18 protein-coding genes, 1 tRNA gene and 1 riboswitch are annotated in these 25,315 nt (G+C 51.7%); of the genes, 18 read left to right on the top strand and 1 reads right to left on the bottom strand.

The genetic code is table 11. The features are described from left to right. The first annotated feature begins 7 nt into the window (after positions 1-7). From B9T62_RS34530 to B9T62_RS34605, 17 genes are all read left to right on the top strand, one after another. Positions 8-4,570: a phage tail tape measure protein gene (locus B9T62_RS34530; RefSeq protein ID WP_087919388.1), complete on the top strand. Its 4,563-nt coding sequence runs from the start codon at positions 8-10 to the stop codon at positions 4,568-4,570. Beyond that, on the top strand, positions 4,570-5,373 hold the full coding sequence (locus B9T62_RS34535; protein ID WP_087919389.1) for a distal tail protein Dit: 804 nt from the start codon (positions 4,570-4,572) through the stop codon (positions 5,371-5,373). The genes B9T62_RS34530 and B9T62_RS34535 overlap by 1 nt, the downstream gene beginning before the upstream one ends. A gap of 15 nt (positions 5,374-5,388) precedes the next feature. Beyond that, on the top strand, positions 5,389-7,398 hold the full coding sequence (locus B9T62_RS34540) for a glycosyl hydrolase family 28-related protein (RefSeq protein ID WP_087919390.1): 2,010 nt from the start codon (positions 5,389-5,391) through the stop codon (positions 7,396-7,398). After that, positions 7,385-7,990 carry a serine O-acetyltransferase gene (locus tag B9T62_RS34545; protein WP_157794128.1) on the top strand — a complete coding sequence of 202 codons (606 nt, stop codon included), beginning with the start codon at positions 7,385-7,387 and terminating at the stop codon, positions 7,988-7,990. Before B9T62_RS34540 ends, B9T62_RS34545 begins: the two co-directional genes overlap by 14 nt. A 182-nt stretch (positions 7,991-8,172) precedes the next feature. Next, entirely contained in the window at positions 8,173-9,882 is a 1,710-nt protein-coding gene (locus tag B9T62_RS34550; RefSeq protein ID WP_087919392.1) for a phage tail protein, read from the top strand. A gap of 45 nt (positions 9,883-9,927) precedes the next feature. Further along, entirely contained in the window at positions 9,928-10,485 is a 558-nt protein-coding gene (locus tag B9T62_RS34555; protein ID WP_087919393.1) for a hypothetical protein, read from the top strand. A 64-nt stretch (positions 10,486-10,549) separates the two neighbouring features. After that, a complete protein-coding gene (locus B9T62_RS34560) occupies positions 10,550-10,753 on the top strand; it encodes a hypothetical protein (protein ID WP_087919394.1) in 204 nt (67 codons plus the stop codon). Positions 10,754-10,836: 83 nt separating this feature from the next. Continuing rightward, positions 10,837-11,121, top strand: coding sequence for a hemolysin XhlA family protein (locus B9T62_RS34565; protein WP_087919395.1), 285 nt, complete (start codon positions 10,837-10,839; stop codon positions 11,119-11,121). A 4-nt stretch (positions 11,122-11,125) separates the two neighbouring features. Continuing rightward, a complete protein-coding gene (locus tag B9T62_RS34570) occupies positions 11,126-11,392 on the top strand; it encodes a phage holin family protein (RefSeq protein ID WP_087919396.1) in 267 nt (88 codons plus the stop codon). Continuing rightward, positions 11,392-12,099: an N-acetylmuramoyl-L-alanine amidase gene (locus B9T62_RS34575; RefSeq protein WP_087919397.1), complete on the top strand. Its 708-nt coding sequence runs from the start codon at positions 11,392-11,394 to the stop codon at positions 12,097-12,099. The genes B9T62_RS34570 and B9T62_RS34575 overlap by 1 nt, the downstream gene beginning before the upstream one ends. 138 nt (positions 12,100-12,237) lie before the next feature. Then, positions 12,238-12,324: transfer RNA gene (locus B9T62_RS39730), tRNA-Leu, on the top strand. Between the two features lie 310 nt (positions 12,325-12,634). Continuing rightward, positions 12,635-14,431 carry a sensor histidine kinase gene (locus B9T62_RS34580; RefSeq protein ID WP_157794129.1) on the top strand — a complete coding sequence of 599 codons (1,797 nt, stop codon included), beginning with the start codon at positions 12,635-12,637 and terminating at the stop codon, positions 14,429-14,431. Beyond that, positions 14,409-15,548 (top strand): response regulator, encoded by a 1,140-nt coding sequence (locus B9T62_RS34585; RefSeq protein ID WP_169834481.1) that lies wholly within the window; start codon positions 14,409-14,411, stop codon positions 15,546-15,548. The genes B9T62_RS34580 and B9T62_RS34585 overlap by 23 nt, the downstream gene beginning before the upstream one ends. 166 nt (positions 15,549-15,714) lie before the next feature. Further along, a complete protein-coding gene (locus tag B9T62_RS34590) occupies positions 15,715-17,355 on the top strand; it encodes an extracellular solute-binding protein (protein WP_087919400.1) in 1,641 nt (546 codons plus the stop codon). 40 nt (positions 17,356-17,395) lie between these two features. Further along, the gene (locus B9T62_RS34595) at positions 17,396-18,286 is read left to right on the top strand and encodes an ABC transporter permease (RefSeq protein WP_087919401.1); all 891 of its coding nucleotides are present in this window, start codon (positions 17,396-17,398) and stop codon (positions 18,284-18,286) included. A gap of 36 nt (positions 18,287-18,322) precedes the next feature. Continuing rightward, complete coding sequence (locus B9T62_RS34600; protein WP_087919402.1) at positions 18,323-19,201, top strand: carbohydrate ABC transporter permease; 879 nt, start codon at positions 18,323-18,325, stop codon at positions 19,199-19,201. A gap of 13 nt (positions 19,202-19,214) precedes the next feature. After that, positions 19,215-20,084 carry a family 43 glycosylhydrolase gene (locus B9T62_RS34605; RefSeq protein ID WP_087919403.1) on the top strand — a complete coding sequence of 290 codons (870 nt, stop codon included), beginning with the start codon at positions 19,215-19,217 and terminating at the stop codon, positions 20,082-20,084. A 138-nt stretch (positions 20,085-20,222) separates the two neighbouring features. On the opposite strand, the gene B9T62_RS34610 is transcribed toward B9T62_RS34605, so the two are convergent. Beyond that, positions 20,223-20,624, bottom strand: a complete 402-nt coding sequence (locus tag B9T62_RS34610) for a YhjD family protein (RefSeq protein WP_087919404.1) — start codon at positions 20,622-20,624, stop codon at positions 20,223-20,225. Positions 20,625-21,225: 601 nt separating this feature from the next. Next, positions 21,226-21,315: riboswitch (cyclic di-GMP riboswitch) on the top strand. Between the two features lie 101 nt (positions 21,316-21,416). Between B9T62_RS34610 and B9T62_RS40335 the strand changes: the two genes are divergently transcribed. Then, on the top strand, positions 21,417-24,959 hold the full coding sequence (locus tag B9T62_RS40335; protein WP_211296387.1) for a choice-of-anchor A family protein: 3,543 nt from the start codon (positions 21,417-21,419) through the stop codon (positions 24,957-24,959). Positions 24,960-25,315: the final 356 nt, after the last annotated feature.

Here is a 25,315-nt window from a genome sequence, read left to right on the forward strand (position 1 = left end):
TGAGGAATTGGCTGATAACGTTGGTGATTTAGTTGTCCGAATAGGTATGGAGGATACCTCCTTCAAAGCAGGCATGCAAAATTTAAACCGGCAGATGCAACTGGCGCAAAGTTCGCTTCGAGCGGCATCTGCTGAAGCGGGTGGGCTTGGTGACTCCACGGAGCAACTGCGGCTGAGGTCGTCCTCACTCGCGGATCAGGTCGTTATCCAAGAGCAGCGCATCGATGCACTGACCCAAGCCCATGCGCAGTCTGCTGCGGCTAATGGTGAGGACGCAGCGGCCACGCAGCGGCTGCAGATCCAGCTCAACAATGCCCGTGCTGCTCTCGGGCGGATGCGGACGGATCTAGATTCTACCAATGACCAGATCGAGGACCAAACCAATAAGTGGAAGGTTCTGGGGCGCCAGCTGCAAGAAGCCGGAGATAAGATCAAAGCTGTCGGCGGTAAAATGCAGAGTGTCGGCAAAGGGTTGTCCGTTGGTGTAACGGCTCCGATCATTGGAATTGGCGTAGCGGCTGCGAAAGCGGCTATTGATGTAGAGAGTGCTTCCGACAAGATACAGGCTGCCTTGGGAGTCACAGAGGCGCAGGCGGATAAGATGGCCGGAACCTCCAAGACCATTTGGGCAGATAACTGGGGCGAAAGCCTGGAGGACGTCAATGCCGCACTGATCACCACCGCGCAGAACGTCCGGGGCCTAAATGATACTGAACTGAAGGGGCTGACGACTCAGGCACTCATTTTGCGGGATGCTTTCGACGCTGAGGTTAATGAGACCACCCGGACGGCCAGCGTACTCATGAAGCAATTTGGCATCGAAGGCGACGAGGCTATGGATCTGATTACGGTCGGATTCCAGCGCGGAGGTAACTTCAGTGATGAGCTGCTGGACACCTTGCGCGAGTATGCACCTCAATTTAAGGGTCTTGGATACTCTGCGGACGAATTTACTGCCTTGCTCATATCCGGGGCTGAAAAAGGTGCGTTCAACCTGGATAAAATCGGGGATGCAGCCAAAGAGTCGTTCCTGCGTGTAGGGGACGGCAGTGCCAGTTCCCGCGATGCGCTGAAGGCCATGAATCTGGATTTCAAAAAGGTGGAAGCGGATATTGCTGCCGGTGGGGAATCGACACAGCGTGCATTTATGGCTGTTGTATCGTCCATCGCCGCCATCAAGGACCCTGCGAAGCAATCACAGGTTGCCTTGGCATTAATGGGATCTCCGCTGGAGGATCTAGGGCCATCGTTCCGGGACTTCTTCGCCACGGCTAATACTGACCTGGGCGACTTTGAGGGCGCGGCCAACAAGGCCGGAGCCGCCTTGTCGGACAACCTGGGGGCGCGTTGGTCATCATTGGTGCGCAATGCGCAAACATCCCTCCTGCCCCTTGGTCAGCAGTTGGTCAGTATCGCAGAGGATGCGTTGCCGAAGATCGGCGCGAAGGTCGAGCAGCTGACAGGATTTCTCAACGATATGTCTCCGGCACAGATCAAAGCAGCGGTGGCATTTGGTTTGGCGGCTGCAGCAGCAGGTCCGGTGATTATCGGACTCGGTGCTGTAGTAAGCGCAATTGGGACGGTGGTCTCTGCGGTGGGCGCGGTCAGCGTGGCAATTGGTGCAGCTGGAGGCCTAGGGGCTGTTTTGCTGGCCGTAGCAACAGGACCTATAGGAATAGCTGTGGCAGCAATTGGGGGGCTTACAGTGGCTGGTGTCGCGCTGTACAAGCATTTCAGCGCCGACATGATTCCTGAAATTCAGCGATTTGGTAGCGAAGTCTCTGCCAATACTCAGAAGGCCGTAGGTGGATTTTTGGATCTAAACGATAAGGCCACCGTTGCACTAGATCAATTGCGTTGGTCCGGCCAGACGATAACTGGAGAAATGGCGGCAAGCATTACCGAAACATTCTCTCTCATGGGGGATCAAGTCCTTACTGCAATGCAAGAAGACCACGCTGCTCAGTTACAGACCATGGGGCAGTTCTTTGCATCCTCTAAGTCACTGACTGACCAGGAAGAAGCGGCAGCGCTGGAGAAGATGAAGGCTAACCAAGCCGCACAGGAAGGATATGTGGGCGAGTCTCAGCGGAAGATTGCAGCGATCATGCAAACGGCCCGGGAAGAGAAGCGTGGAATTACCGAATGGGAGCGGCTGGAGATAAATCGCATTCAGCAGCAGATGGTTGAGACGGGCATCAAACACCTGTCTGATAATGAGTTAGAGCAGAAGGCCATCATGGAGCGTATGCGCCAGAATGCTGGAGATCTATCCGCCAGACAAGCTGCCGAAGTTGTACAGAATAGCGTGAAGCAGCGGGACGAGTCCATCGCCGCCGCCGATGAGCAGTACAACGATGTCATTAAGACTATTATTCAGCAGCGGGATGAAGCGGGAACCATTACTGCCGAACAGGCCGACAAGCTGATCTCCGAAGCTAAGCGGCAGCGTGACCATACAGTAAACGCTGCTAATGGTATGTATACCGATGTGGTGGACGCTGCCAAGAAGCAGGCCGGGGAGCATATTAATCAGGTCGATTGGGAAACCGGAGAAATCCTCACCAAGTGGGATACCTTCAAAACGTCCGTGAAGGCGAAATGGGATGAGCTTAAAAAGTGGGCTGCTGAAGTATTCGGGGATATGTGGAAGTCCATCACCGATGTTACCGAAACAATCAAGGTGGATGTACAGCGGCAATGGGATGAAATGATTCAATTCTTCAAGGACATTGATTTAACCCAAATCGGCGCGGATATCATGAATGGTTTGAAGAATGGAATTAAGAGCAAAGCGAATGAGTTGGGTCAGGCCGCAAAGGACATATCGTCAAAAATCGGGGAATCCATTCGTGACTTTTTCGGCATCCATTCACCGTCCCGACTAACCACCGAATACGGCGAATACATCATCCAAGGTCTTGCAAAAGGAATGGATAATGAAAGCGGTGAAGCGAAGAAGGCAGCTGCAACGGCTGCTAAGGGCGTTGACTCTGCTTTTAAAGAAGCATTTGCGGCTGCGCAGCATCAATACAAAATCGGTGCTGTGGACACGACTGGATATGTGAAGTCTCTGAAGACCATTCAGGCACAATATGCCAAGACAACGGATCAACGCCGAAAGGTGACGGAGGAGATCAGTAAGAATAACAAGGCGCTGGCTGCGGATCAGATCAAGAAGGCTAAAGAAGTATTCGACGCATCCAAGACCTACATTGATGCTCGCGTTTCCACTGGGAAGGCTTCCCTGGCGCAGGAGCTGTCCTTGTGGCAGCAGGTGCAAGCGAAGTACAAGGCTGGCAGTGCCCAGCGTATTGCGGCAGACAAAGAGGTCTATCGCGTGCAGCAAGAGATATCCAAGGCTGGGTTCGACGCATCCAAGACATGGATTGAGAAGTCCAAGCAGGCGAAGGAGCTTTCCTTGGTCGAGGAGCTTGCGGCATGGGAACGGGTGCAAGCAAAATACAAGGTTGGTACTGAGCAACGCGTAGCGGCAGACGAAGCAGCCGGTCAGGTTCGGCTTGCGATTTATACTCAACTGACGACAGCCAGCGAAGAATTCCTTGCGAAGACCAAGGAGATCAATGCAAATGTGGCTGCTGAGGAAAAGCGCCTGAATGCAGAGTATGAAGCGGCAGTGGTACAGCGTGCCAAGTCGATCAATGACTTTGCTGGACTCTTTGACCAGGTTACTCTTGCTTCGGAAACCAGCGGGCAGGATCTGCTGGACAACCTTCGCGGCCAAGTCGAATACCTGGACAAGTGGGCGGACAATATCCGCACATTATCGGCCAAGGGAATCGACAAAGGGCTGCTGGAAGAGTTGCGGCAGATGGGTCCGCAGGCGGCACCTGAACTCGCAGCGCTGAATCAACTCACCGACGAGCAGTTGCAGGAGTATTCCGGACTGTGGAAAACGAAGGCTTCCGCTGCCCGGACCGCAGCCGTTACAGAGCTGACCGGATTACGTCAGGACACCAATACTCAAATTGGCCTGCTGCATACGGATGCTGTCACAGAGCTGGATAAGCTGCGGATAGACTTCGAATCCAAGGTGAAGGCCATTCGCGGCGACAGTACAAAACAGTTCAACGCTATGAAGGCGGATCTGCCCACGATAGGCAAACAGGCCATGCAAGGGTTGATTGACGGTATGGCCGGGATGCAGGGGGCGGTCACAGCAAAAGCCAATGAGATTGCCAAATCGGTCACCAAGACGATGCAGAAGGCACTGGATATTCATTCGCCTTCGCGTGAGCTGTCGTGGATTGGCGGAATGGCCGGGGCCGGACTGGTCGAGGGGCTGGCCGGGACGATGGCAAGCATTCAGCGACAGGCGGCGGCGATGGCAGCCGCAGCTATGCCCGCTATTCAATCGCCTTCCATTAGTGGGGCGACTTTCGCCGGTGGCGGGACAGCATCGGCTCCGGCTGCTGCTATTACCCAAATCATTATGCGTGGACTATTCGAGGGATCAACCTTCAACGTCCGGGATGAGAATGAGGCAGTGAAGATAGGACAGCTGATCGGTACGCAAATTACAGATGCTTTACGCGGTACGGGGGTGTAATGATGAGTGTCGTTGCTTATTTTGGCGATAAAACACCGCGAGAGCTGGGATTCGGGACATTCCGCAAGACGGACCGTCCTATCCTCTCTTCGACGGTAGATCGGACGGCCGCTGTACCATATATGCCCGGTGCTTATGATTTTGGTGCAGACTTGGGGCCGAAACCATTCAACATAGAGTGTGCGTTCGTGGCCCGGAATTCCATCCAACTGCAGGAGCGGGTATCCGCCTTTGCTGCTTATTTACTGGATGGATTCGGCAGGCCGCGAACAATGCCGTTGATCTTCAGCGCACAGCCGGACAGGCAGTATATGGTCCGGTATTCAGGTTCGCTGCCGATTGACCGTGTGGCAGGCTTTGGCCCTTTCATGCTGCCGCTGATTGCACATGATCCATATGCCTACAGCATCTATGATTTGGATGAGATCGACGTAGATAGCCTGATCCCGGTGGACATGGATGTATCAGTGGATCTAGCTTCCACGTATTCGGTGACGGGGCCGATGGCGATCCCGTTTACAAATTTCGGGACGCTGAACGGTGCACCGGTGCTTCAGATATCGGGGGCGTTCTCCTATTTGTCCATTACTATCGGCGGAGTGGAGACAATCTATAACACGGCTTTGTCCGGCACACTGGTTCTCGACTTCGCGCGGAAGACAGCGCGGGTTGGATCTACGAATGTCCTGCGCAATACCAATCGGAGGTTTGGGGCGCTGCCGGTAGGCGATTCGATCATCGTGGTGAACGGCAGCGGAATAAATTGCTCTCTGTCCATTGGTCTGCACGCGAAATATGCATAAATTGAGGTGAATGTGATGGCAGAAATTGAGTTAATCAAAGGCGCGGACAACGGGAATGTGGCGGACAAACTGTCTGCCGCCTATCCGAAGATCAACCGGAACTTCCAAAGGGCGAACAGTGAACTGGCGGTGCACGGTCAAAACATTACAAACCATGAAGGGCGGATCTTGTCCGCGCAGGGCGAGCTGGACAATCATGAGGTACGGATTACACAGGCTAAGGGGGATATTGACCAGCATAAAGCTTCAGGTGTGGCGCATGCTGCCGAGCACATCACCTATGAGGGCGCGGTAACTGGAACCGACAACCTGAAGCAGGCTGTAGATATCGTGAAGGATCAGTTGGATCAAGCCATCATATCGGGAGACAGCGGACCTGAAGCTGCTGCAGCCCGGGTGAGTGTTTCTGGAGAAACCTACTCTACTTTGGGAGATCGGCTGAACGATGAGTACGAGAAGCATACTGCGCAGTTGGCGGATATTGCGAAGGTAACTACAGCTCAATTATCCGTGTCAATTGACGACTATGGGTTAGTTGGCGATGGGGTATATGATAACTCAGTTGGGTTGCAGGCTATGTGCGACAGTGAGATGTACGTATACCTGCCTCCTGGGACGTATCGATACACCACTACGCTTGTGTTAAGTAAGGATAAATTTATATTATCGGGAGCAAGCCCAGATACTATACTCTTGTTTGAGGGAGCCGGTCATGCTGTTTCGGTTGAAGCTCGCGCAACAATTAAAAATTTACTTATAAAGAGTAAATACGATGGCACCGGGAGCAATGTGTACATTAAGCACGGTTGTAATCTTGAAAATATACATTTATACACTTCCGCAGGGTATGGGGTCGAGTTCTGTACGACTAATCATGTTATTACTACCCATCTTGATTCTGTAACAATTGCATATAACAAACTGGGGGGGATTTATTTAAAAAGCACCGGAATTTCACAAATCAATGATGTGAGTTTAAATCGCTTATATATCGCAAAAAATGGGTTTGATGCAGATAATCTTTCGTCCGAGGCTACTCCCTCTAGTGGGCACGCAATGTATATTGACGGGGGTTTAGGGATCAGGATACGGGATTATGTGTTCGAGTATAACACAGGCGCTGGCCTATATTTAGATAAATCTACAGGCTACACACTCAGAGGTTTAGTGGTTGAGGGAGGGTATTATGAGCAAAACAAATACGCACGAACTGTAGTTAATTGGGGGGGCGCTGCATGGGATAATATTAGTGTATCTGGTTCATCATTTTCAGATCCTTACCCACTCCCAAGTAATTCGCTCACCCCACTTTACGGTAATACTGCTGTCATTGAAAGAGTGCCCCTGTCACCAACAATTAACATTAACGGAATTTATGACATCACAAATAATAAGGCAGAGATAGGGTACTCACGCGTATCTATTAAGCCAAACGAAACTTTTGACTTTAATTATTACCCTTATTCGTCCGCAAGAGTGAGGAGCGACCTTGCGGAATGCGAGGGTTTTAAATGCCTCATTATAAATCCAGAATTAGGCGGTTTCCTGGAATATGGAGACAATAACTACACGTATATTAACCCGTATTTGGACTACCTAATAGAGATCGAGTATAAATGTAACAAGGGTGGGGTAGCAGGCCAGGCAGTGTTCCAATTTAATCGCCTAGGTTTGGACAGCGAAGAACAACTTCCAAACACTGACGGAGGAGCAAAGTTTTCCGCGTCACTTCCAGAGTCTTTGACATTTATCAAAAAACAATATGTTTATAATAGTGGTCAGATGAAAAAAGGTACTCGTCGACTTCAGATGTACCTTAATAACGAAAACGGCCTCCCAGCAGGCTCGTATTTAATAGTGAAGTATGTGAGAATTACTCCTATTGGGGGAAATGTAATATTGAGTGGTGCCACATCAGCAAGACCCGAACCAATCAAAGGTTTTCAATATTTCGACGATACTCTGCAAAAACAGATATGTGGCAATGGTACAGTATGGAAGGATGCAAGTGGTGCAACAGTTTAATCTTCCCAAAACTACCTACCATGAAGTAAACTATAGACTTGTAGTGATACATTATACCTTTTGGAAAGCGGTGGTCTTTGTGAACGTAGATATGGGTCATCCATTTGTTAGGTCAGTTATTAATACTGTTCAACGATATAATCATAAGCAATACTGGCGCATGAGAAATGAAGTGGTTAGCTCAACATCAAATCGTTCGAAAATTACCAGATTAATTTACTTGCTGAGAATAAAACGTATGGATGCTTTTAACAATGCATCTATGGGAACAGACTTAGGTTCTGGTGCGCAGTTTTCTGGACCACCTACGCTCTATCATGGACTAAATGGGATAGTAGTTTCTCATTTTGCAAAAATCGGGAAAAACTGCACCATATACCAACGTGTCACAATTGCGGAGGGAGCAGACCGTAAAGCTGCGACTATCGGTGACAACTGCATAGTAGGAGCAGGAGCTGTGATTATCGGAGGGGTGACAATTGGCAACTCCGTAAAAATAGGTGCCAACTGCGTTGTTACTAAGGATGTGCCTGGCAATAGTACTGTTGTCGGAAATCCTGGTGTAGTTATTGGAAATGATGTCACGGAGTAGGACCATACTGCGCAACAAAGGGAGGATGAAAATGATAACGTTTTTGAGCGGTATTTTTTTAGGCTATTTTCTCTCGCCATATTGGAAAGCAGCTAAGTCCGTTTTTTCAAATGCTTGGATTAGGTATAAATCAGAACAATAGTCAGAACGCCGCATACTGCGCAGCAAAGGAGGTTTAACCCTTGCTTACAATATTAGGCCCTGATCATGGGGCATTGGCTATCATAGACCATTACTTGAACGACTCCATTCAGGAGACAATCAACGGCGAATACAAACTGTCCTTCACGGCGATAATTGATGAGGATGGCAAAAGCGAGTACCTAGTCGATGGCAATTTGGTTGAGGTAGAAGATCAATTATTTAACATAGTTCATCACCGAAGGACCCGCGATGGAGGCGGGTCCTTAATTGTTGCAGTGGACTGTGAACAGGTGGCCTATAATCTGCTGCGGTTTGAGTGGGCGGACGGATTCGTTCACGCGGGAACGCCTGCGGATCTGCTGGCGATGATCCTGGACGGTACCGGATTCACCGTTGGTACCGTGGAGGTCGGGAATTATATCTCTGTGGATCTGGCTGAGGAGAATATCAACGCCAGGGCCATTATGATGGAGATTGCGGCGCTATCTGGTGGGGAGCTACTGTTTGAACGCCACACGATATCGCTGTTGGCTCCACGTGGGCAGCTAAGAGGTGTTCAATTCCTGCTTGGCAAAAACCTAAAGGGCATTATCAAAGACGTAGACACCCGTTCCGGCGAGATCATCACAGCCTATGAGGTGGATGTGCAGGAGCTGCGGGAGCTGCCGGAGTTCGCGGGGCTGGAAGAGTTCGACTTGGGGGATTCCGTGTTTATCGTGGACCCGGAGCTTGGGATCGATGAGGAGCAGCGGATCATCGGGTACACGTACAGCCCGCGCCGCCGGATCAACAGTAAAGTGGTCATATCCAATGCGATCACCGGCATTAAGGACGCAGTAGTCAGCCTGAAGAAGACAACCATCGTCAAAGACAAAGTGTATAACGGTACCCGGATCGGCCCGGAGGTTGGATTCGAGGCGATCCGCAGCGACAAGATGGCCCGGACCGTGATGAATGCCACCGAGGGAATCAAGATTCAGAAGGGCAACGGAAGTGGGTCTGGTTGGACAGATGTTATATATCTGGACACCGAAGGAAATGGGGTATTTTCAGGTAAAATCATTGCATCGTCCTTCGAAGGCGGCACCATCATGATCGGCAGCGGACACAACGCCTTCCGCGCCAGTGATTGGGGCATATGGCTAGGGAATGAAGCATTCGCGAATGCGCCGTTCAGCGTCAACCCTGCCGGTCACATGAAGGCGGTTGGCGCTGAGTTCAGCGGTACGATCACAGCGTCAGAGATTAATGGCGGCGAGATCAACGGGACGGATATTAACGGCGGCCGAGTGACAGGCGCGTTGATACGGACTGGCTTGAATGGGGTATACCCACGAGTGGAGATTGACCCTTCAAGCGTTGCGTTCGGGGTTTACGCAGATGAGAACAACGGTGTATTGATCCCTGCGTTTGATGGGGGAGTCAGCAAGATTCAATTCCTGTCAAATGGCAACGAGTCCACCATTTATAATTCACCGAGCCTTGGGCTGGTGCTATCCGGTTTTGCCGAGACAAGGCTAGCTGGACCAAAAGTGGTTCTAGCCCCTTCCGGCAACGTTTTTATTCCCTCATGGTCACAATTTCGTAGCGATAACGAAGCAATGAGCCTTCAGGATGTAATAGATGACCTATATGCAGCAATAAGTAATAAGGCGAGCATATCCCATTCTCACACTGTAAATCTTGGATCGCATAACCATGGCATTGCTGGTGCAGTTAACTGGGGTGGCACCTTCTCAGTATCATGACGTAATGGTATGATGGGGTAAAATACCATCGGAGGTTGTTATATTATGAAAAAGTTTGTATCTGGCATAATCGTCGGCGTTATGCTGTTCGCTGGTGCATCAGCCTTTGCCGCACCAACAAGTCTCATCGGGCAGAAGGTGCAGGGTCTGTTTACAGTCGAGAAGAATGGTAAGAAAGTGGCTGATGCAGTAGTTATTAATGGATCGGCTTATGCTCCGGTCAGAGCCGTATCTGATGCTGCTGGAGTTACACTGAGCCTGGAGGGGAAGAAAATTATCATGGAGGAAAAAATACCTTTAACAAGCGAGTCATCTCCAACAGCGACTGCAACCCCTACAACAGCGGAGGGATTAAGTGCAGAGCGGGAATTGTTGGTTACTGCCATTGACAAGAAACAAGCCCATGTGGAGGAATACAGAAATCATCAAGTGGATTTTTATACAACGCTGATCAAAGAAAACCCAAATTCTAAATCGATTCCCGATTGGCAGGCAGCTGAGAAAAAAGGAAACACAAGACTGGAAGAGATAAAAGCTGAACTGACCAGTCTTCAGCAGCAACTATCCGATCTCGATGCCCAAATTGCCGAAGTCCAAAAATAAATGTTCAGTAAAGAGTCTCGATATCGTGAGGCTCTTTTATTTTGTCCATAGGAGGAAAACAAAGATGGCCATAATCAGAAACAAGCTATCCATTGAAATTGAACCAACCGTCCCGGAGGTATGCGCGGTGATCTCAGCGGTGATGGCTTATTATCCAGGGCAAGAAGTCAAGGTCTTAGAAGGCATCAGGGAGTCACTGAGTAAGCGGATAGCCGAGATTAATTCCTTGGAGCCTTCAGGTGATTCTGACAAGGAGGTGGAAGCCTGAATTGAATACTACAAAATAGAGGACACGCCCAAGTAGGCGTGTCTTTTGCTTTTCAGGGAGATCACAAGAGAGGGGGAAGGATAATGCCGGGAGGAGGAGGAACAGTGGCTGCTGAGGATAAGCTGGTTGAGATTCAGATTCAATTGGCGCGAATGGAAAAGACGCTTGAAGTAGTACCGACACTGACAACGACAATTGAGCTTACACGCGATCTAGCTCGTGAGGCGATGCAGTCTACTAAATCGGCGCATCACCGGCTGGATCGGATCGAGGACGGCCAGCGATGGCTGTGGCGCACTATTGGGGGATCAATCATTACCGTTGTTATTGCTGCTATCATTGCAGCTATTAAACTTACTGGAGGTTAGTCGAATGGAATGGAACATTGTATCTGAATTTATTAAGCCTGAATTGCTCATGGTAGTGGCGGCATGCTGGATTATTGGATATATCCTGAAGCAAACGCCGCGAGTGCCGAACTGGACAATCATCTATGCTGTTACGCTGGTGTCCATCATCATTGTATTTTTTATGCTGGGGTTCACTGTCGAAAGCTTCTTGCAAGGCATCTTGTGCGGCGCAGTAGCCGTATATGGTAATCAGCTTGTCCAGCAGACCAAGAGAGGAATTGATGAGTAATGCAGATTATCCAAAAGGGGAATAAGTACACCAACAGCAGCAGCCGAGACGGCCATATACCTATCATGATAGTGGATCATATCAGCGGCGGGTCAATGGGCAGCATGGACAACTGGTTCCAGTCTTCAGGCAACGAGGTCAGCAGCGCCCATTTTGGTGTATCCAAAGCCGGAGCAATCCACCAGTACGTCGATATCCAGCGAATGGCATGGGGAAACGGATTAGTGGCTGCTGACACACGCAAGGCCCCATCAGCGCTTGTTAAGGAAATGGCTCCGGTCAATCCGAACAAGTATAGTGTCAGTATTGAGCATGAAGGCACGGACGGTATGCTTACGGAGGCTCAGTATGCTGCAACGGTCTGGTTACACACATTCATTAGCAACGAGGTAGAACGTCTGTATGGCAAGCCTATCACGCTGGACCGCAAGCATATAGTCGGCCATTTTCAGATTGACCCAATTCGTAAGCCCTATTGTCCTGGACCTAAATTTCCATGGGCGCGGCTGTACGGCGATTTGAAAGCGAAGGAGGGATTTGAAGTGAAAGCGACTAAAGCGAAAGTAACTGTGAACGGCCAGAAGCTGAAGGCTGATGCTCTGCTGATTGACGGGACAACCTATATTCCTTTGCGTGCCGTAACCGAAGCGTTAGGTGCTGAGATTGGATGGGACAACATTACAAAGACGGCCAGTGTAACCAAGTAATTATTGCGAAGTCTCTGCCAAGCGCAGAGGCTTTTTTTTATTTCTCATAGCCTGCGCTTCTACCGATTCTTCTACCGTCATGAAATACCTAACAACAACTTGCGGAACCTTAAACGTAGGTTTCATAAGGGGTTGAAGGCTAATGTGACCTTATAAAACCATAAAAAACCCGCATTGTCCGCACTCGTAATGCGTAGGCCGGGGGTTCAATTCCCTTCACCAGCATCCTTAACAACTCAATCATGGCGGGGCTTTCCGGGATTTCGGGGGCCTCGCCTTTTTCTCATATCCATTACCCACCTAAGTAAAGATATATCTATAATTCATTGTTATAATAAAAGTGTGAAGTCAAGTTTACCTGTAAGGAGGAGGATTCTCGATGGGATTTGCAAATTTATGTATTGCGTGGATTTGTATAGCATGTTGGATCTATACGTTCAAAGATAGGGTGAGCAGAAAGATCGTCTTTCCGGTAGCCGGATTGAGTCTGTTGGTAACGCTTATATTTTGGATAAACGCTTTAGGCTAATGATCATTGAGGCAGAAATCACAGAAGGCAGATGAAGAGATGAAGCTAAACACCGGACCCCTCCGCAAGTCCTTCGGCAGGGATACGCTGCGCGGGCAGATGTACTGGACGCTGTTGACCAGCGCCATGATTCCGCTGATTATGACAGGTACGCTTGCGCTGTACTCTATGACTTCGATTCTCGACAACAAAATAGAAAAGGGGATCGAAGGCAATTTGCAGCGCGTGCTGCAGACACTGGAGACCACGCTGAGCAATCTGTATGATGTATCCCAGCAAATGTCGTTTGAAGGGTTCGTCGGAGCCGATATGAAACGGCTGCTGGAGACGAATGACCCTTTTGAAGCAGCCCAGATCAACAACGATATCCAGCGCAATGTTAATCTGCTGAACGCCTCCAACCTCAATACCGGCCTGATGTTCTATTACGACGGCAAAGAGCAGCGGCTGCGGTATGAGACCCTGCTGACCCGGGACAAGCAGCCCGATCTATCGAAGCTTCCCGTGATGGCTGTACGGGGGGATATCACCTATAACAGTCCTCATTTGACCCTATATAAATACAACGATACCCCGGTGTTCTCGATTGTACGCAAAATGGGCGATGCCGAGCATCCGCTCTATGCCTATGTGGAAACGAATTCAAAAGTGCTGCAGCAGGTGCTGAATAAGGAGCAATACGGGATGAATGCCTTCCATCTGCTAACGGACAAAAACGGGGTTGTGCTCTACAGCGACAAGCCGGAGTGGTTCCCGGACGGAAGTGTGTACCACGATCAGCAGCGGCAGGATTATTATGATTTCAAGGAGACGGCGCAGCAGGGCTGGAACCTGGTTGTCTTCATTAGTAAGCAGGATTATCACCGGGAGAGCCGGACCTGGATGGTCGGGTTCTCCCTGGTGGCCGGGCTGGCGCTGATTATCTCCTTGCTGCTCGCGCTGCGTATCTGGAAGGTAGTGCTTGGGCCGCTGCAGGGCATGCACCGGGGGCTGCGTGATCTGACGAACCGGCGTGCGCAGGTGGGCCTTCCGGCCACAGGGTTGAAGGAGTTCGATTATCTGATTGACCGCTTCAATGGCATGCAGCATCAGATCGGCGAGCTGATCCTGGAGGTGGAGCATAAGGTCAAGGAGCAGCAGGAGATCGAGATGGAGAAGCTGATGGCGCAGATCAATCCGCATTTTCTCTATAATACAGTCAACACGGCGCAGTGGCTGGCGCGGATGAACGGGCAGCAGGAGATTGACCGCTTCCTCTCCTTGTTCACCAAGGTGCTGAAATACAACCTGGCCAAATCGGGCAAAATTGTCACCCTGCAGGATGAGATCCAGTCACTGCGCGACTATGTGGAGCTGCAGCAGATTCGGTATGACTATGAATTCGATGTGCGCTACGACATTCCGCAGCAGATTATGGAGGTGGTGCTGCCGCGCTTCATTCTGCAGCCGATTGTGGAGAATGCGCTCTATCATGGCCTTCCCGAGACGGGCGGCGTGATTGTGGTGAGCGCAGAAGACAGGCTGGACCATATTGTGATTGAGGTCAGGGATAATGGCAAAGGCATGACGGCTGCTCAGATTGAAGATATGCTGAGTGGTGACAAGGACAGCCACCAATCGTCAGGTATGGGGATCGGGCTGAATTATGTCGTCCGCAGTCTGAGCAGCTTCACAGAGGGCCGCAGCAAGCTTGCCATTACCAGCGCAGATCCGGGCGGAACCACCGTATCGATCATATTGCCGAAGCTGGATGCAGACAGAGGAAGGGATGGTGCAGGACATGAAGGTCTTGGTCGTGGATGATGAGAAGCTGGTGCGCAGAGGGCTGATCTCGATGATGCCCTGGGACAGATATGGGATGAAGGTAATCGCGGAAGCGATGAACGGCACCAAAGCGCTGGAATGTATGGCCGCTGAGCCGGCGGACATCGTGTTCACCGATCTAATGATGCCGGAAATGTCTGGCTTTGAGCTGATGGAGCAGCTGAAGCTGCAGTATCCCCGGACTGCCGTAGTGGTGCTGTCCTGCCATGAGGAATTTGCCTTCGCCCAGCAGGCGATCCGGCGCGGTGCCATCGATTATGTGGTCAAAAATGATCTGGAGACCGATGTGATGGACGAGGTGCTGGAACGGATTGCGGCCAGTGTGCGGAGCCGGGCGGACAATCGGCCGGAGCAGCAGGAAGCTTCGCTGCATCCGCTGTTCTATGAGGGGGAATCACCGGTACGCCTACACGGGATTCCCGGCACTGAAGCACAGCTTATGCCTCATGGCGACAGCGCGCAGCAGGCTTCCGCAGAAGTCTGCCAAGCCCTGTGGCAAGGAATGCGCTGGCTGTATGAGGACGAATCGTTTGAGCAGCTGCTGACTCTGACCGCTGAGCTGCGGTTGCCGCAGTCGCAGCTGAAGGACATGGTGTTCCCGGTGCTGCTGAAGTCCGGTTATCTGCTGCTGTCACTGGAGCATTCGCTGCGCTGGATCTCGCGGCTGGAGCAGAGCCGGCGCTGGGAGGAATGGCGCGAGGTGCTGCAGGAGGAGCGGAGTTATCTGCGCAACCTGCTGTTCCGCGAGAAACACGCGGCTGAGGTAGTTCAGGGCATTCTGCAGGCTGTCGTATATATGCATGGCAAGGAAGAACTGGATTTCAGCCAGAATGAAGTGGCGGATGTAGCGAATATGAGCCGCACCTATTTCAGCCAGAGCTTCAAGGGAGTTACCGGCAAGGTTTTCCAGGATTATGTGAAGGAACTGCGCCTGTACAAGGCGCGCCAGCTGCTGCTGCAGAGCAGCAAGCCGATCTACAGCATCGCCCAGCAGGTTGGCTTCAAAGACGAGAAATATTTCAGCAAAATGTTCCAGCAGCAATACGGAATGCTGCCCTCGGCTTACAGAAACCAGAACCCGCTGCGTGTCGAGTAGGAATCTGGTAAGCTGCACCTCTGAAAATGGTCAGAGGGAGGTAGCTGATCTTATTGAAAGCGGATACAATAACCCTCGAACCGGGAACGCGTTTCTGACCCGGCTTTCGGGGGTTTGACTTTATACTTGAAGAGTAATCTCAATAAGCTACAGGGGGAGACAAATCATGAAAAAACATAGGCTGGCTGCGATTCTGCTAGGCTCCATATTGGTGTTGTCGGCTTGCTCCAATGCCGCGGACAATTCGGGCAGCAATACAGCCGATTCCGGCAATGATGGAAAAGAGAACGTTGTAGGCAAACAAGATCCGTATGCGCCCATGGCGGAGCCGGTGACGATAACCATCGGCAAAGAGGCGGCGGTGGACCCGAAACTGCCGGATGGTTCAACGGTGGAGGACAACGAGCTGACCCGTTATTTCTCGGAGAAGCTGAACGTCAAATATGAGAATGCCTGGCAGGCAACGAACTCGGGAGATGCTTACAGACAGAAGGTTAGCCTCAGCCTTACCGGCGGCGATCTTCCCGACGTGATGGTGGTCGATAAGCAGCAACTGGTTCAACTGGTGAACGCGGACATGCTGGAAGACCTGACAGCGGTCTATGAGAATTATGTCTCCCCCAATCTGAAGGCTGCGTATGACTCAACGAATGGCTACAGCCTGAATTCGGCAACCTTCGACGGCAAGCTGAGAGCGTTCCCGAACGTTAGCCCCGGCGCCGATGCCGAGAATCTGCTCTGGGTGCGCCAGGATTGGCTCGATGAGCTGGGCCTGACAGCGCCGAAGACGCTGGATGACATTATTGCCGTAACCAAGGTTTTTCAGGATAAAAAAGGGGCATCCGGTATTCTCGGCACCCAGCAGATAGTGAATGTCGGCACCAGCCAATATGGCTTCGACACCATCTTCAGCTCCTTCGGTGCCTACCCTGAGCTGTGGATGAGGGACGAGCAGGGCAAAGCCGCCTATGGCTCTGTTCAGCCGCAGATGAAGGAAGCGCTCGCCAAGCTGCAGAGCATGGTTAAGGAAGGGCTGATCGATCCGGAATTTGCCGTCAAGAAGCCGGAGCAGGCAACAGAGCTTGTGGTCAACGGGCAAGCGGGAATTTTCTTCGGACCGTGGTGGCTGCCGTTTTCGCCTCTGAATGATGCAGTCAGCCAGGACTCCAAAGCAGAATGGACAGCCTATCTCGCCCCTGCCGGACCGGAGGGCAAGCTTAACACCCATATGGGCGCCGCCAGCAGCAGCTACCTGGTCGTCCGCAAAGGATATGAGCATCCCGAAGCCGTGCTGAAAACCTTAAATTTGCAGTTTGACGTGGACCAGCTGCAAGGCGAAGGCATTGTGGACCAGGACCCGTACCAATGGATAAATATGCCGTTCTCGCTGCTGCTCAGCAATTATGACGACAAGGAGAAAAAAGCACTTGCGGTTCAAGCCGTTATTGACGGCAGTGCGGCCGCCGATACGCTTCAGGGTGAAGCCAAGCAGATATACGAGTCTTACTTGAAGGACAAGGAAACACCCAAAAAGGATATGGCTGCCTGGTCACAACGCCACGCCTTCCTGACAGGAGCGCTGGTGCTGGCCGGAGACGGGGTTCATCAGGAGCAGGGTGTCTTCTATGACCAGACCGATACGATGCGGGGCAAATGGGCCAATCTGCAGAAGCTTGAGGACGAAACCATGCTGAAGATTATTATGGGCTCGGAATCGGTCGATTATTTCGACAGCTTCGTAGAGAAGTGGAAATCCCAAGGCGGCGATCAGATCACCGAAGAGGTTCAGGCCGAAATTGAGAAGTAGACCCCGCACCATTAAATAGAGTAAGGAATGGAGGGAAAACATGGGGAAGAAGGGCAATGCGCTGCATTATCACCTGATGCTTGCTCCGGGAATGCTGTTTATTATCATTTTTGGCATCATCCCCTTGTTCGGCATCGCCATCGCGTTCCAGGATTTTATTCCGGTCAAAGGCATATCAGGCTCTAAATGGGTGGGATTCGATAACTTCGTCTATATGTTCCAGCTGGATGACAGCAAGCGAATTCTGTTCAACACCCTGTATATTTCGATTCTGAAAATGATTATGCAGGTGATCGTGCCTGTAGGAACGGCGCTCCTGCTGCATGAGCTGATGTTCAACCGCATGAAGCGCTGGTTCCAGACGATTATTTATCTGCCTCATTTTCTGTCCTGGGTCATTCTGGCCGGCATTCTGACCGATATGCTGTCCGCACAGGGGATTGTGAACAAGCTGGTAAAAGGGGTGTTCGGCGAATCGGTATTTTTCCTGGGAAGCAATTTCTGGTTTCCGATTGTCGTGGTGCTCAGTGATGTGTGGAAGGAATTTGGCTTCAATGCGATCATCTTCCTGGCCGCGCTGACTGCGATCAACCCCTCGCTGTATGAAGCAGCAGAGATTGACGGGGCCGGACGGCTGCGCAAAATGTGGAGTGTCACGCTGCCCGGCATCCTGCCGACGATTGTGCTGATCACTACCCTGAATATCGGCCAGGTGCTGAACGCCGGATTCGATCAGATCTATAACCTGTACAATCCGCTGGTCTACCAGTCGGGCGATATTATTGATACGTATGTGTACCGGATAGGGCTGGTGCAATACCAATTTGGGCTTGCTACTGCCGTCGGCAGCATGAAATCACTGGTCGGCTTTGTGCTGATCTTCATCTCCTACCGCCTGGCTGCCAAGTATGCCAACTATCGTATTTTTTAGAACAAGCTATGCTTGCAGGGAAAGGAGGGTTCGCTCATGCTGCCTTCAGTCAAACGGCGTATAAGAACAACAGACGTATTGCTGCTGCTGCTAATGATAGTTATTACACTGCTCTGCCTGCTGCCGCTGGTGTACATTGTCTCGCTCTCGCTGAGCGGGAAATCGGCGGCGGCGGCCGGCCAGGTGACCTTGTTTCCAGTGGACTTCACGTTCTATTCCTACAAATATATGCTCAGCGACCACCGGTTCTTTGATGCTTTTGGCGTTTCGGTCAAACGGGTGCTGATCGGTGGAGCGATCAACTTCGTGCTTACGATCCTGATGGCCTTCCCACTGGCTAAGGAACGTTCGGAATTCAAGAGCAGGAACCTCTATATCTGGATTATCGTCTTCACCATGATGTTCAACGGCGGTCTGATTCCCTGGTATATGGTGATCAAGAATCTGCAGCTGACCGATACCATCTGGGCGCTTACGCTGCCAACGGCCGTGCCGATCTTCAATGTCATTCTGCTGATGAACTTCTTCCGCAATCTGCCTAAAGAAATTTCGGAGGCGGCGACGGTGGATGGGGCCGGTCCTTGGCGGATGCTGCTGCGCATCTCCGTGCCGCTGGCGCTGCCGGCGATTGCCACAGTTACGCTGTTCAGTGTGGTGAACCATTGGAATGCCTTTTTTGACGGAATGATTCTGATGAACAAGCAGAGCAACATTCCCCTGCAGACGTATATCCAGCAGCTGGTGGTGCAGCCGGTCGTTTCATCGACAACTAGGGCGGAGGATCTGATCAACTTCTCGCAACGCACCTTCAATGCCGCCAAAATTGTCGTAACCATGCTGCCGATCCTGGTGATCTATCCGTTCCTGCAGAAATATTTCGTATCCGGCATTACGCTGGGCTCGGTGAAAGAATAAGGAGGACCTCAACTTGGATATCCATAATCCCGTCTTACCCGGTTATTGGGCGGACCCATTCATTCTGCGTGACGGTGACGATTATTATCTGTACCCGACCAAGGACAGCGACGGTTGGCAGTATGAGAAGTTTCATGTGTTCCACAGCCGCGATCTGATCCACTGGGAGGGGCCACAGGTAACGCTTGATCTGCAGGAGGTCAGTTGGGCCTCCTCGCAGGCCTGGGCGCCGGGGGTGAACAAATACAAGGGCAAATATTATATGTATTTCACGGCGGAAGCACAGATAGGAGTGGCCGTATCCGATACGCCTACCGGTCCCTTCAAGGATCTGCTGGGGCGTCCGCTGATTACCAAGGACCAATACGCTTGCCAATCCATTGATGCCGATCTGTTCGTGGACGAGGACGGACAGCCTTATCTGCTCTGGGGCCAGGGGAAATGCTGGATTGCGCCGCTGGCGGAGGATATGATTTCTTTTGCAGGCGAGCCGTTGCCGCTCTCGGACCAGATCTACCGGGCGAAGGGCGCCGATCCGGCACAATTCGACATTTCCATCTACAATGAAGGGCCGCATCTGCAGAGAAAAGACGGATTATACTGGCTGACCTGGAGCAATTACGATACCCGTGATCCGCGTTACCAGATTGCTTATGCGTTCAGCAGCCATATCTACGGTCCTTACGAGGTTCCCGAGAATAATCGGCTGACGCTCGCTTCAGAGCAGGCGGTGGGTACAGGACATGCCTCACTAACCACTCATGGAGAGGACTGGTACCTGGTCTACCACCGGCTTGCCGATCCCGAGCACAGCCTGATGCGTGAAACCTGTGTGGCAGTGGTGCAGTTTGCTGATGGACGTCCTTTTGTAGCTGTGGATTAGGTAATTAGGACTCAAAAAATTAATGTTATTTTCATGTGATAATCAGCTTGTTTTCAGGTTAGGGGGATATACTAAGAACTACCAAACACCCCCAGTGTTTTGTATATAGTTGACAGGTCCTGCCGGAGAAGGTGGGGCCTATTTTTTTGACTTTAGCTGATATTGCTCCTCATAGCTCTTGTAAGAAGAAATATCCAGACCCAGATAGCGGCGCATATGGATTGCGGCCTGGGCGGCGATAATATCGTTCAGCAGCAGCATGCGGTCATGGTACCCCCTGCAGATAAACTTTGCTTCAATGCCGATCTTAAGCCGATGTTGCTCATATACTTTGATTCCGCGTGTTCTCATTTCTTGCCGGACGTCTCTTAGGTCTACCGTAGCTGTGGACGATGCGATCTTCAGGGCTTCCAGGTAGGGGGCGGGTGTACGCAGATGTGCCGACATGATGGCGCTATCCCGCTCAAAAGCACTTAAGATCAGCGGAAGCAGAATATAGGACTTCACGAGCATATGGTCCCTGCTGTCTGCTCTGTGCATAACCTTCACCACCTAATATACGAACGTATATTCGTATCATAACCTCTTTGCTGAAAAATAATCAATGGTATTTCTAAACAGTTCAAATAATGTGACATTGTTCACAACAAATAGTGTTGAATACATTTATATTAAAATTGAAATAATAAAAAGTAATATATATCGGGCTGATGGGCCAAAGGAGCAAAAAGAAAATGAGGATGAATCATGAAGGCAACCTTCGCCGTGGATTAATGTTTGGTCTGTGCTTGAGCGTTCCGCTGTGGATGTCGTTGATTGGCTGGTTCCAGCTGCTCTAATAAGCAGTTCGCTTGGGAAGTGGGCGGCACTTAATTGGATGAGACTTTGGACCTGTTGACTCCTGCTCATGCTGTAGGACGCTGACGAAATTCCAGGGTAATAGGGATATAATAAGGATTCAGCGATAGTTTTGGAAGCGCTTTATTTTCCGAGGGAGCAAGGATTACACCTGCGAAAAAGTTTTAAAAGGAATAGATTGACAATACATGGGGAGAGCAGATACACTATGTTTAGTTCAAAAGTAACAAATGTCATAGACCCGATGATTTCATACATAATTGAAGCGACTCCATAACATAATCATGTATAATCGCAAACCGTTCGAAAGGACGGGACGCAAAGCCAGGAGTCTAAAGCGCCGTATTAGCGCAATGATCGTCCGACTGCCATGAAGAGAGAAATCTACTTCGTGGCAGTCTTTTTATTTTGCAGTTTAAGAGACGGGCGGTTCTATTCATTGTTCCGAATATTATATTTTATTAGGAGGTGTTCATGCTGAGAAAAAAATTGAAAGCGGCGCTCTCGTTAACGCTGGCTATAGTTCTGGCGACCAGTGGTTTTTTCACTCTGGGTAATGGTGTTGTCAGAGCAAGCGGTTCTTCGTTGCTGGGAATCGCCGGCAAATACAATGTGTTTGTGCTGGGGGATATCACCACCCTTTCAGACACAGAGGGGAGGATGGCTGCGGGTGGCAATGTGCATGTTTCTAATTATAGCGTGGGCGACAGGTTGTCAGATGGCGAGATTCCATCGGCACACACACTTGTTGTAGGCGGGGATCTCGCTTTTAATGGCGGATCTGTGTATGGAAACATTGTGCATGGGGGGAAGTTTAGCGGTGATGTAACGCTTATGAAGGGTGGAACGAGGACGACGGGCTACCCGATTGATTTCTCCGCTGCCTTCCAATCCTTGCGTGCGAAGTCAGATGAGCTTGCAGCTCATCCCGCAACGGGCAGCACTGAATTCAAACATGGCGGTCTTACCTTAACGGGTACCGAACCAGGTGTTAATGTCTTTGATGTACTGGGCAGCAATGTATCCAGCAGTACTAGCTTCACCATCAACATTCCTTCAGGTTCTACAGCAATTATTAATATCAGCGGTTCCAGCGTAAATATGAAGAATTTTGCTTTTCTTCCCAACAACACTCTCAACAGCAGAAAAATCTTGTTTAATGTGTACCAGGCCAGCCAGATGGAATTAGGCGGCATCAATATTATGGGCAGTATGCTTGCTCCGCGTGCAGCGGTTGAATTCAACAATGGACAGATTAATGGCACGATGGTCGCCGCTTCAATAAAAGGAGCCTACGGAGAGTTCCACCATCACCCGTATGATGGCGATGATCCGGGAACAACGCCGACACCAACACCGACAGTAACACCAAAACCAACGGCCACGCCAAAACCGACGGCAACACCAACGGTAACGCCGAAACCGACAGTAACGCCAAAACCGACGGCAACACCAACAGCAACACCAGCACCAACAGCAACACCAAAACCGACGGCAACACCAGCACCAACAGCAACACCAGCACCAACGGCAACACCAGCACCAACAGCAACACCAGCACCAACGGCAACACCGAAACCAACGGCTACGCCGAAACCAACGGCTACGCCGAAACCAACGGCCACGCCGAAGCCAACGGCTACGCCGTGTCCAACACCGACAGTGAAGCCAACACCAACGGTGAAGCCAACACCGACAGTGAAGCCGACACCAACAGTGAAGCCAACACCGACAGTAAAGCCAACGCCAACGGTGAAGCCAACACCGACAGTGAAGCCGACACCAACAGTGAAGCCAACACCGACGGTGAAACCAACACCGACAGTGAAGCCGACACCAACAGTGAAGCCAACACCGACAGTGAAGCCGACACCGACAGTGAAGCCGACACCGACAGTGAAGCCGACACCGACAGTGAAGCCAACACCGACAGTGAAGCCAACACCGACAGTAAAGCCAACACCGACACCGACGGTAGCACCAACGCCGACACCGACGGTAGCACCAACACCGACACCGACGGTAGAGCCAACACCGACACCGACGGTAGCACCGACGCCGACGGCAGCACCAACGCCGACACCGACGGCAGAGCCAACACCGACGCCGACGGCAGCACCAACACCGACACCGACGATAGCACCAACACCAACACCGACACCGACGGTAGAGCCAACACCGACGGTAGAGCCAACACCGACACCGACGGTAGCACCAACGCCGACACCGACGGCAGAGCCAACACCGACACCGACGGTAGCACCAACGCCGACGCCGACGGCAGAGCCAACACCGACACCGACGGTAGCACCAACGCCAACGGCAGCACCAACGCCGACGCCAACGGCAGCACCAACACCGACACCGACGGTAGCACCAACACCGACACCAACGGCAGCACCAACGCCGACACCGACGGCAGAGCCAACACCGACGCCGACGGCAGCACCAACACCGACACCGACGGTAGCACCAACACCGACACCGACGGTAGCACCAACGCCGACACCGACGGTAGCACCAACGCCGACACCGACGGCAGAGCCAACACCTACACCGACGGTAGCACCAACGCCGACGCCAACGGCAGAGCCAACACCGACACCGACGGTAGCACCAACACCGACACCGACGGTAGCACCAACACCGACACCGACGGCAGCACCAACGCCGACACCGACGGCAGAGCCAACACCGACGCCGACGGTAGCACCAACACCGACACCGACGGTAGCACCAACACCGACACCGACGGTAGCACCAACACCAGAACCGACAGCAACACCAGCACCGACAGCAACACCAGAACCGACAGCAACACCAGAACCAACAGCAACACCAGAACCAACGGCAACACCAACACCGACACCGACGGTAGCACCAACACCGACACCGACGGTAGAGCCAACACCGACACCGACGGTAGCACCAACGCCGACGCCAACGGCAGAGCCAACACCGACACCGACGGTAGCACCAACACCGACAGCAACACCAACACCGGAACCGACAGCAACGCCAACACCGACACCGACGGTAGCACCAACACCGACACCGACGGTAGCACCAACACCAACGCCAACGGCAGAGCCAACACCGACACCGACGGTAGCACCAACACCGACACCGACGGCAGAGCCAACGCCGACACCGACGGTAGCACCAACGCCGACACCGACGGTAGCACCAACACCGGAACCGACAGCAACACCAACACCGGAACCGACAGCAACGCCAACACCGGAACCGACAGCAACACCAGCACCGACAGCAACACCGGAACCAACAGCAACACCAGAACCGACAGCAACACCAGAACCGACAGCAACACCAGAACCAACGGCAACACCGGCACCAACAGCAACACCGGCACCAACAGCAACACCGGCACCGACAGCAACAGCAACACCGGCACCGACAGCAACACCAACACCAGAACCAACGGCAACACCAGAACCAACGGCAACACCAGAACCAACAGCAACACCAGCACCGACAGCAACACCAGCACCGACAGCAACACCAGCACCGACAGCAACACCAGAACCAACAGCAACACCAGCACCGACAGCAACACCAGAACCAACGGCAACACCTGCACCAACAGCAACACCTGCACCAGCACCAACAAATGATCCTGGATTCACACCATTTGTACCGCCAGCCCCTACAGGTCTGACTACAATTGGAACAATTGTTGACGATGAAGTCCTGATTGAGGATGAAGAGGTGCCACTGGGACCTGTAGCCACGGCTGCACCTACAGCGACACCGGCACCTACTGCAACACCTAAGCCAACGCCAGCTGTCACGCCACAGCCTACACCGGCTGCAGATCCTGAGCCGGAAATCCTCATCCCTGACGAGGAGATTCCTCTGGGAACAGTAACGGTAAGCGACAAACTGCCACAGACTGGAGAGTCCAGCCCGGCTCCTTATTATGCCGCTGGTCTCGCGATTGTTGGCTTCGGCTTGCTGCTCCGCAGAAAAGCTGGAATTGCAAGACGCAGACGCTAAATAGGTAAAGCAGCTTGGCTGCTGACAAGAAGAAACGGATGCCTTTCTCTAAAAGAGAAGGCATCCGTTTCTGCGAGAAATAAGAATCATTTAGAGCGCCGTTATATGGAAGAGTTGTCCTCCGTATAGCGGCTTTTTCTGCTACTGCTTAGGTCGCGGTGAGGATTTAGCAGATTGCTTTGGCACGTTCGGAGCAAATAGATGCGAAAGTGCAACTAATTTCAGCTGAAGCCTCTGTCAGAAGGCGATTAAGTGCGATATTGCAACTAATCTTGAGTAAATCAAGTTCTCAACGTTCAAACGATGGAATTAAGTGCCTTTTTGCAACTATTTGCTCCAAAACGGAAAAAAACGGA

The organism is Paenibacillus donghaensis (assembly GCF_002192415.1).
Taxonomy (GTDB): domain Bacteria; phylum Bacillota; class Bacilli; order Paenibacillales; family Paenibacillaceae; genus Paenibacillus_AQ; species Paenibacillus_AQ donghaensis.

Excerpts from the sequence above, each read along its gene's own strand:
- B9T62_RS34590 (WP_087919400.1), top strand. The coding sequence starts at position 15,715 with ATGAAAAAACATAGGCTGGCTGCGATTCTGCTAGGCTCCATATTGGTG.
- B9T62_RS40335 (WP_211296387.1), top strand. The coding sequence starts at position 21,417 with ATGCTGAGAAAAAAATTGAAAGCGGCGCTCTCGTTAACGCTGGCTATA.
- B9T62_RS34555 (WP_087919393.1), top strand. The coding sequence starts at position 9,928 with ATGAAAAAGTTTGTATCTGGCATAATCGTCGGCGTTATGCTGTTCGCT.
- B9T62_RS34575 (WP_087919397.1), top strand. The coding sequence starts at position 11,392 with ATGCAGATTATCCAAAAGGGGAATAAGTACACCAACAGCAGCAGCCGA.
- B9T62_RS34560 (WP_087919394.1), top strand. The coding sequence starts at position 10,550 with ATGGCCATAATCAGAAACAAGCTATCCATTGAAATTGAACCAACCGTC.
- B9T62_RS34610 (WP_087919404.1), bottom strand. The coding sequence starts at position 20,624 with ATGCACAGAGCAGACAGCAGGGACCATATGCTCGTGAAGTCCTATATT.
- B9T62_RS34570 (WP_087919396.1), top strand. The coding sequence starts at position 11,126 with ATGGAATGGAACATTGTATCTGAATTTATTAAGCCTGAATTGCTCATG.
- B9T62_RS34535 (WP_087919389.1), top strand. The coding sequence starts at position 4,570 with ATGATGAGTGTCGTTGCTTATTTTGGCGATAAAACACCGCGAGAGCTG.
- B9T62_RS34600 (WP_087919402.1), top strand. The coding sequence starts at position 18,323 with ATGCTGCCTTCAGTCAAACGGCGTATAAGAACAACAGACGTATTGCTG.
- B9T62_RS34595 (WP_087919401.1), top strand. The coding sequence starts at position 17,396 with ATGGGGAAGAAGGGCAATGCGCTGCATTATCACCTGATGCTTGCTCCG.
- B9T62_RS34540 (WP_087919390.1), top strand. The coding sequence starts at position 5,389 with ATGGCAGAAATTGAGTTAATCAAAGGCGCGGACAACGGGAATGTGGCG.
- B9T62_RS34565 (WP_087919395.1), top strand. The coding sequence starts at position 10,837 with ATGCCGGGAGGAGGAGGAACAGTGGCTGCTGAGGATAAGCTGGTTGAG.
- B9T62_RS34585 (WP_169834481.1), top strand. The coding sequence starts at position 14,409 with ATGAAGGTCTTGGTCGTGGATGATGAGAAGCTGGTGCGCAGAGGGCTG.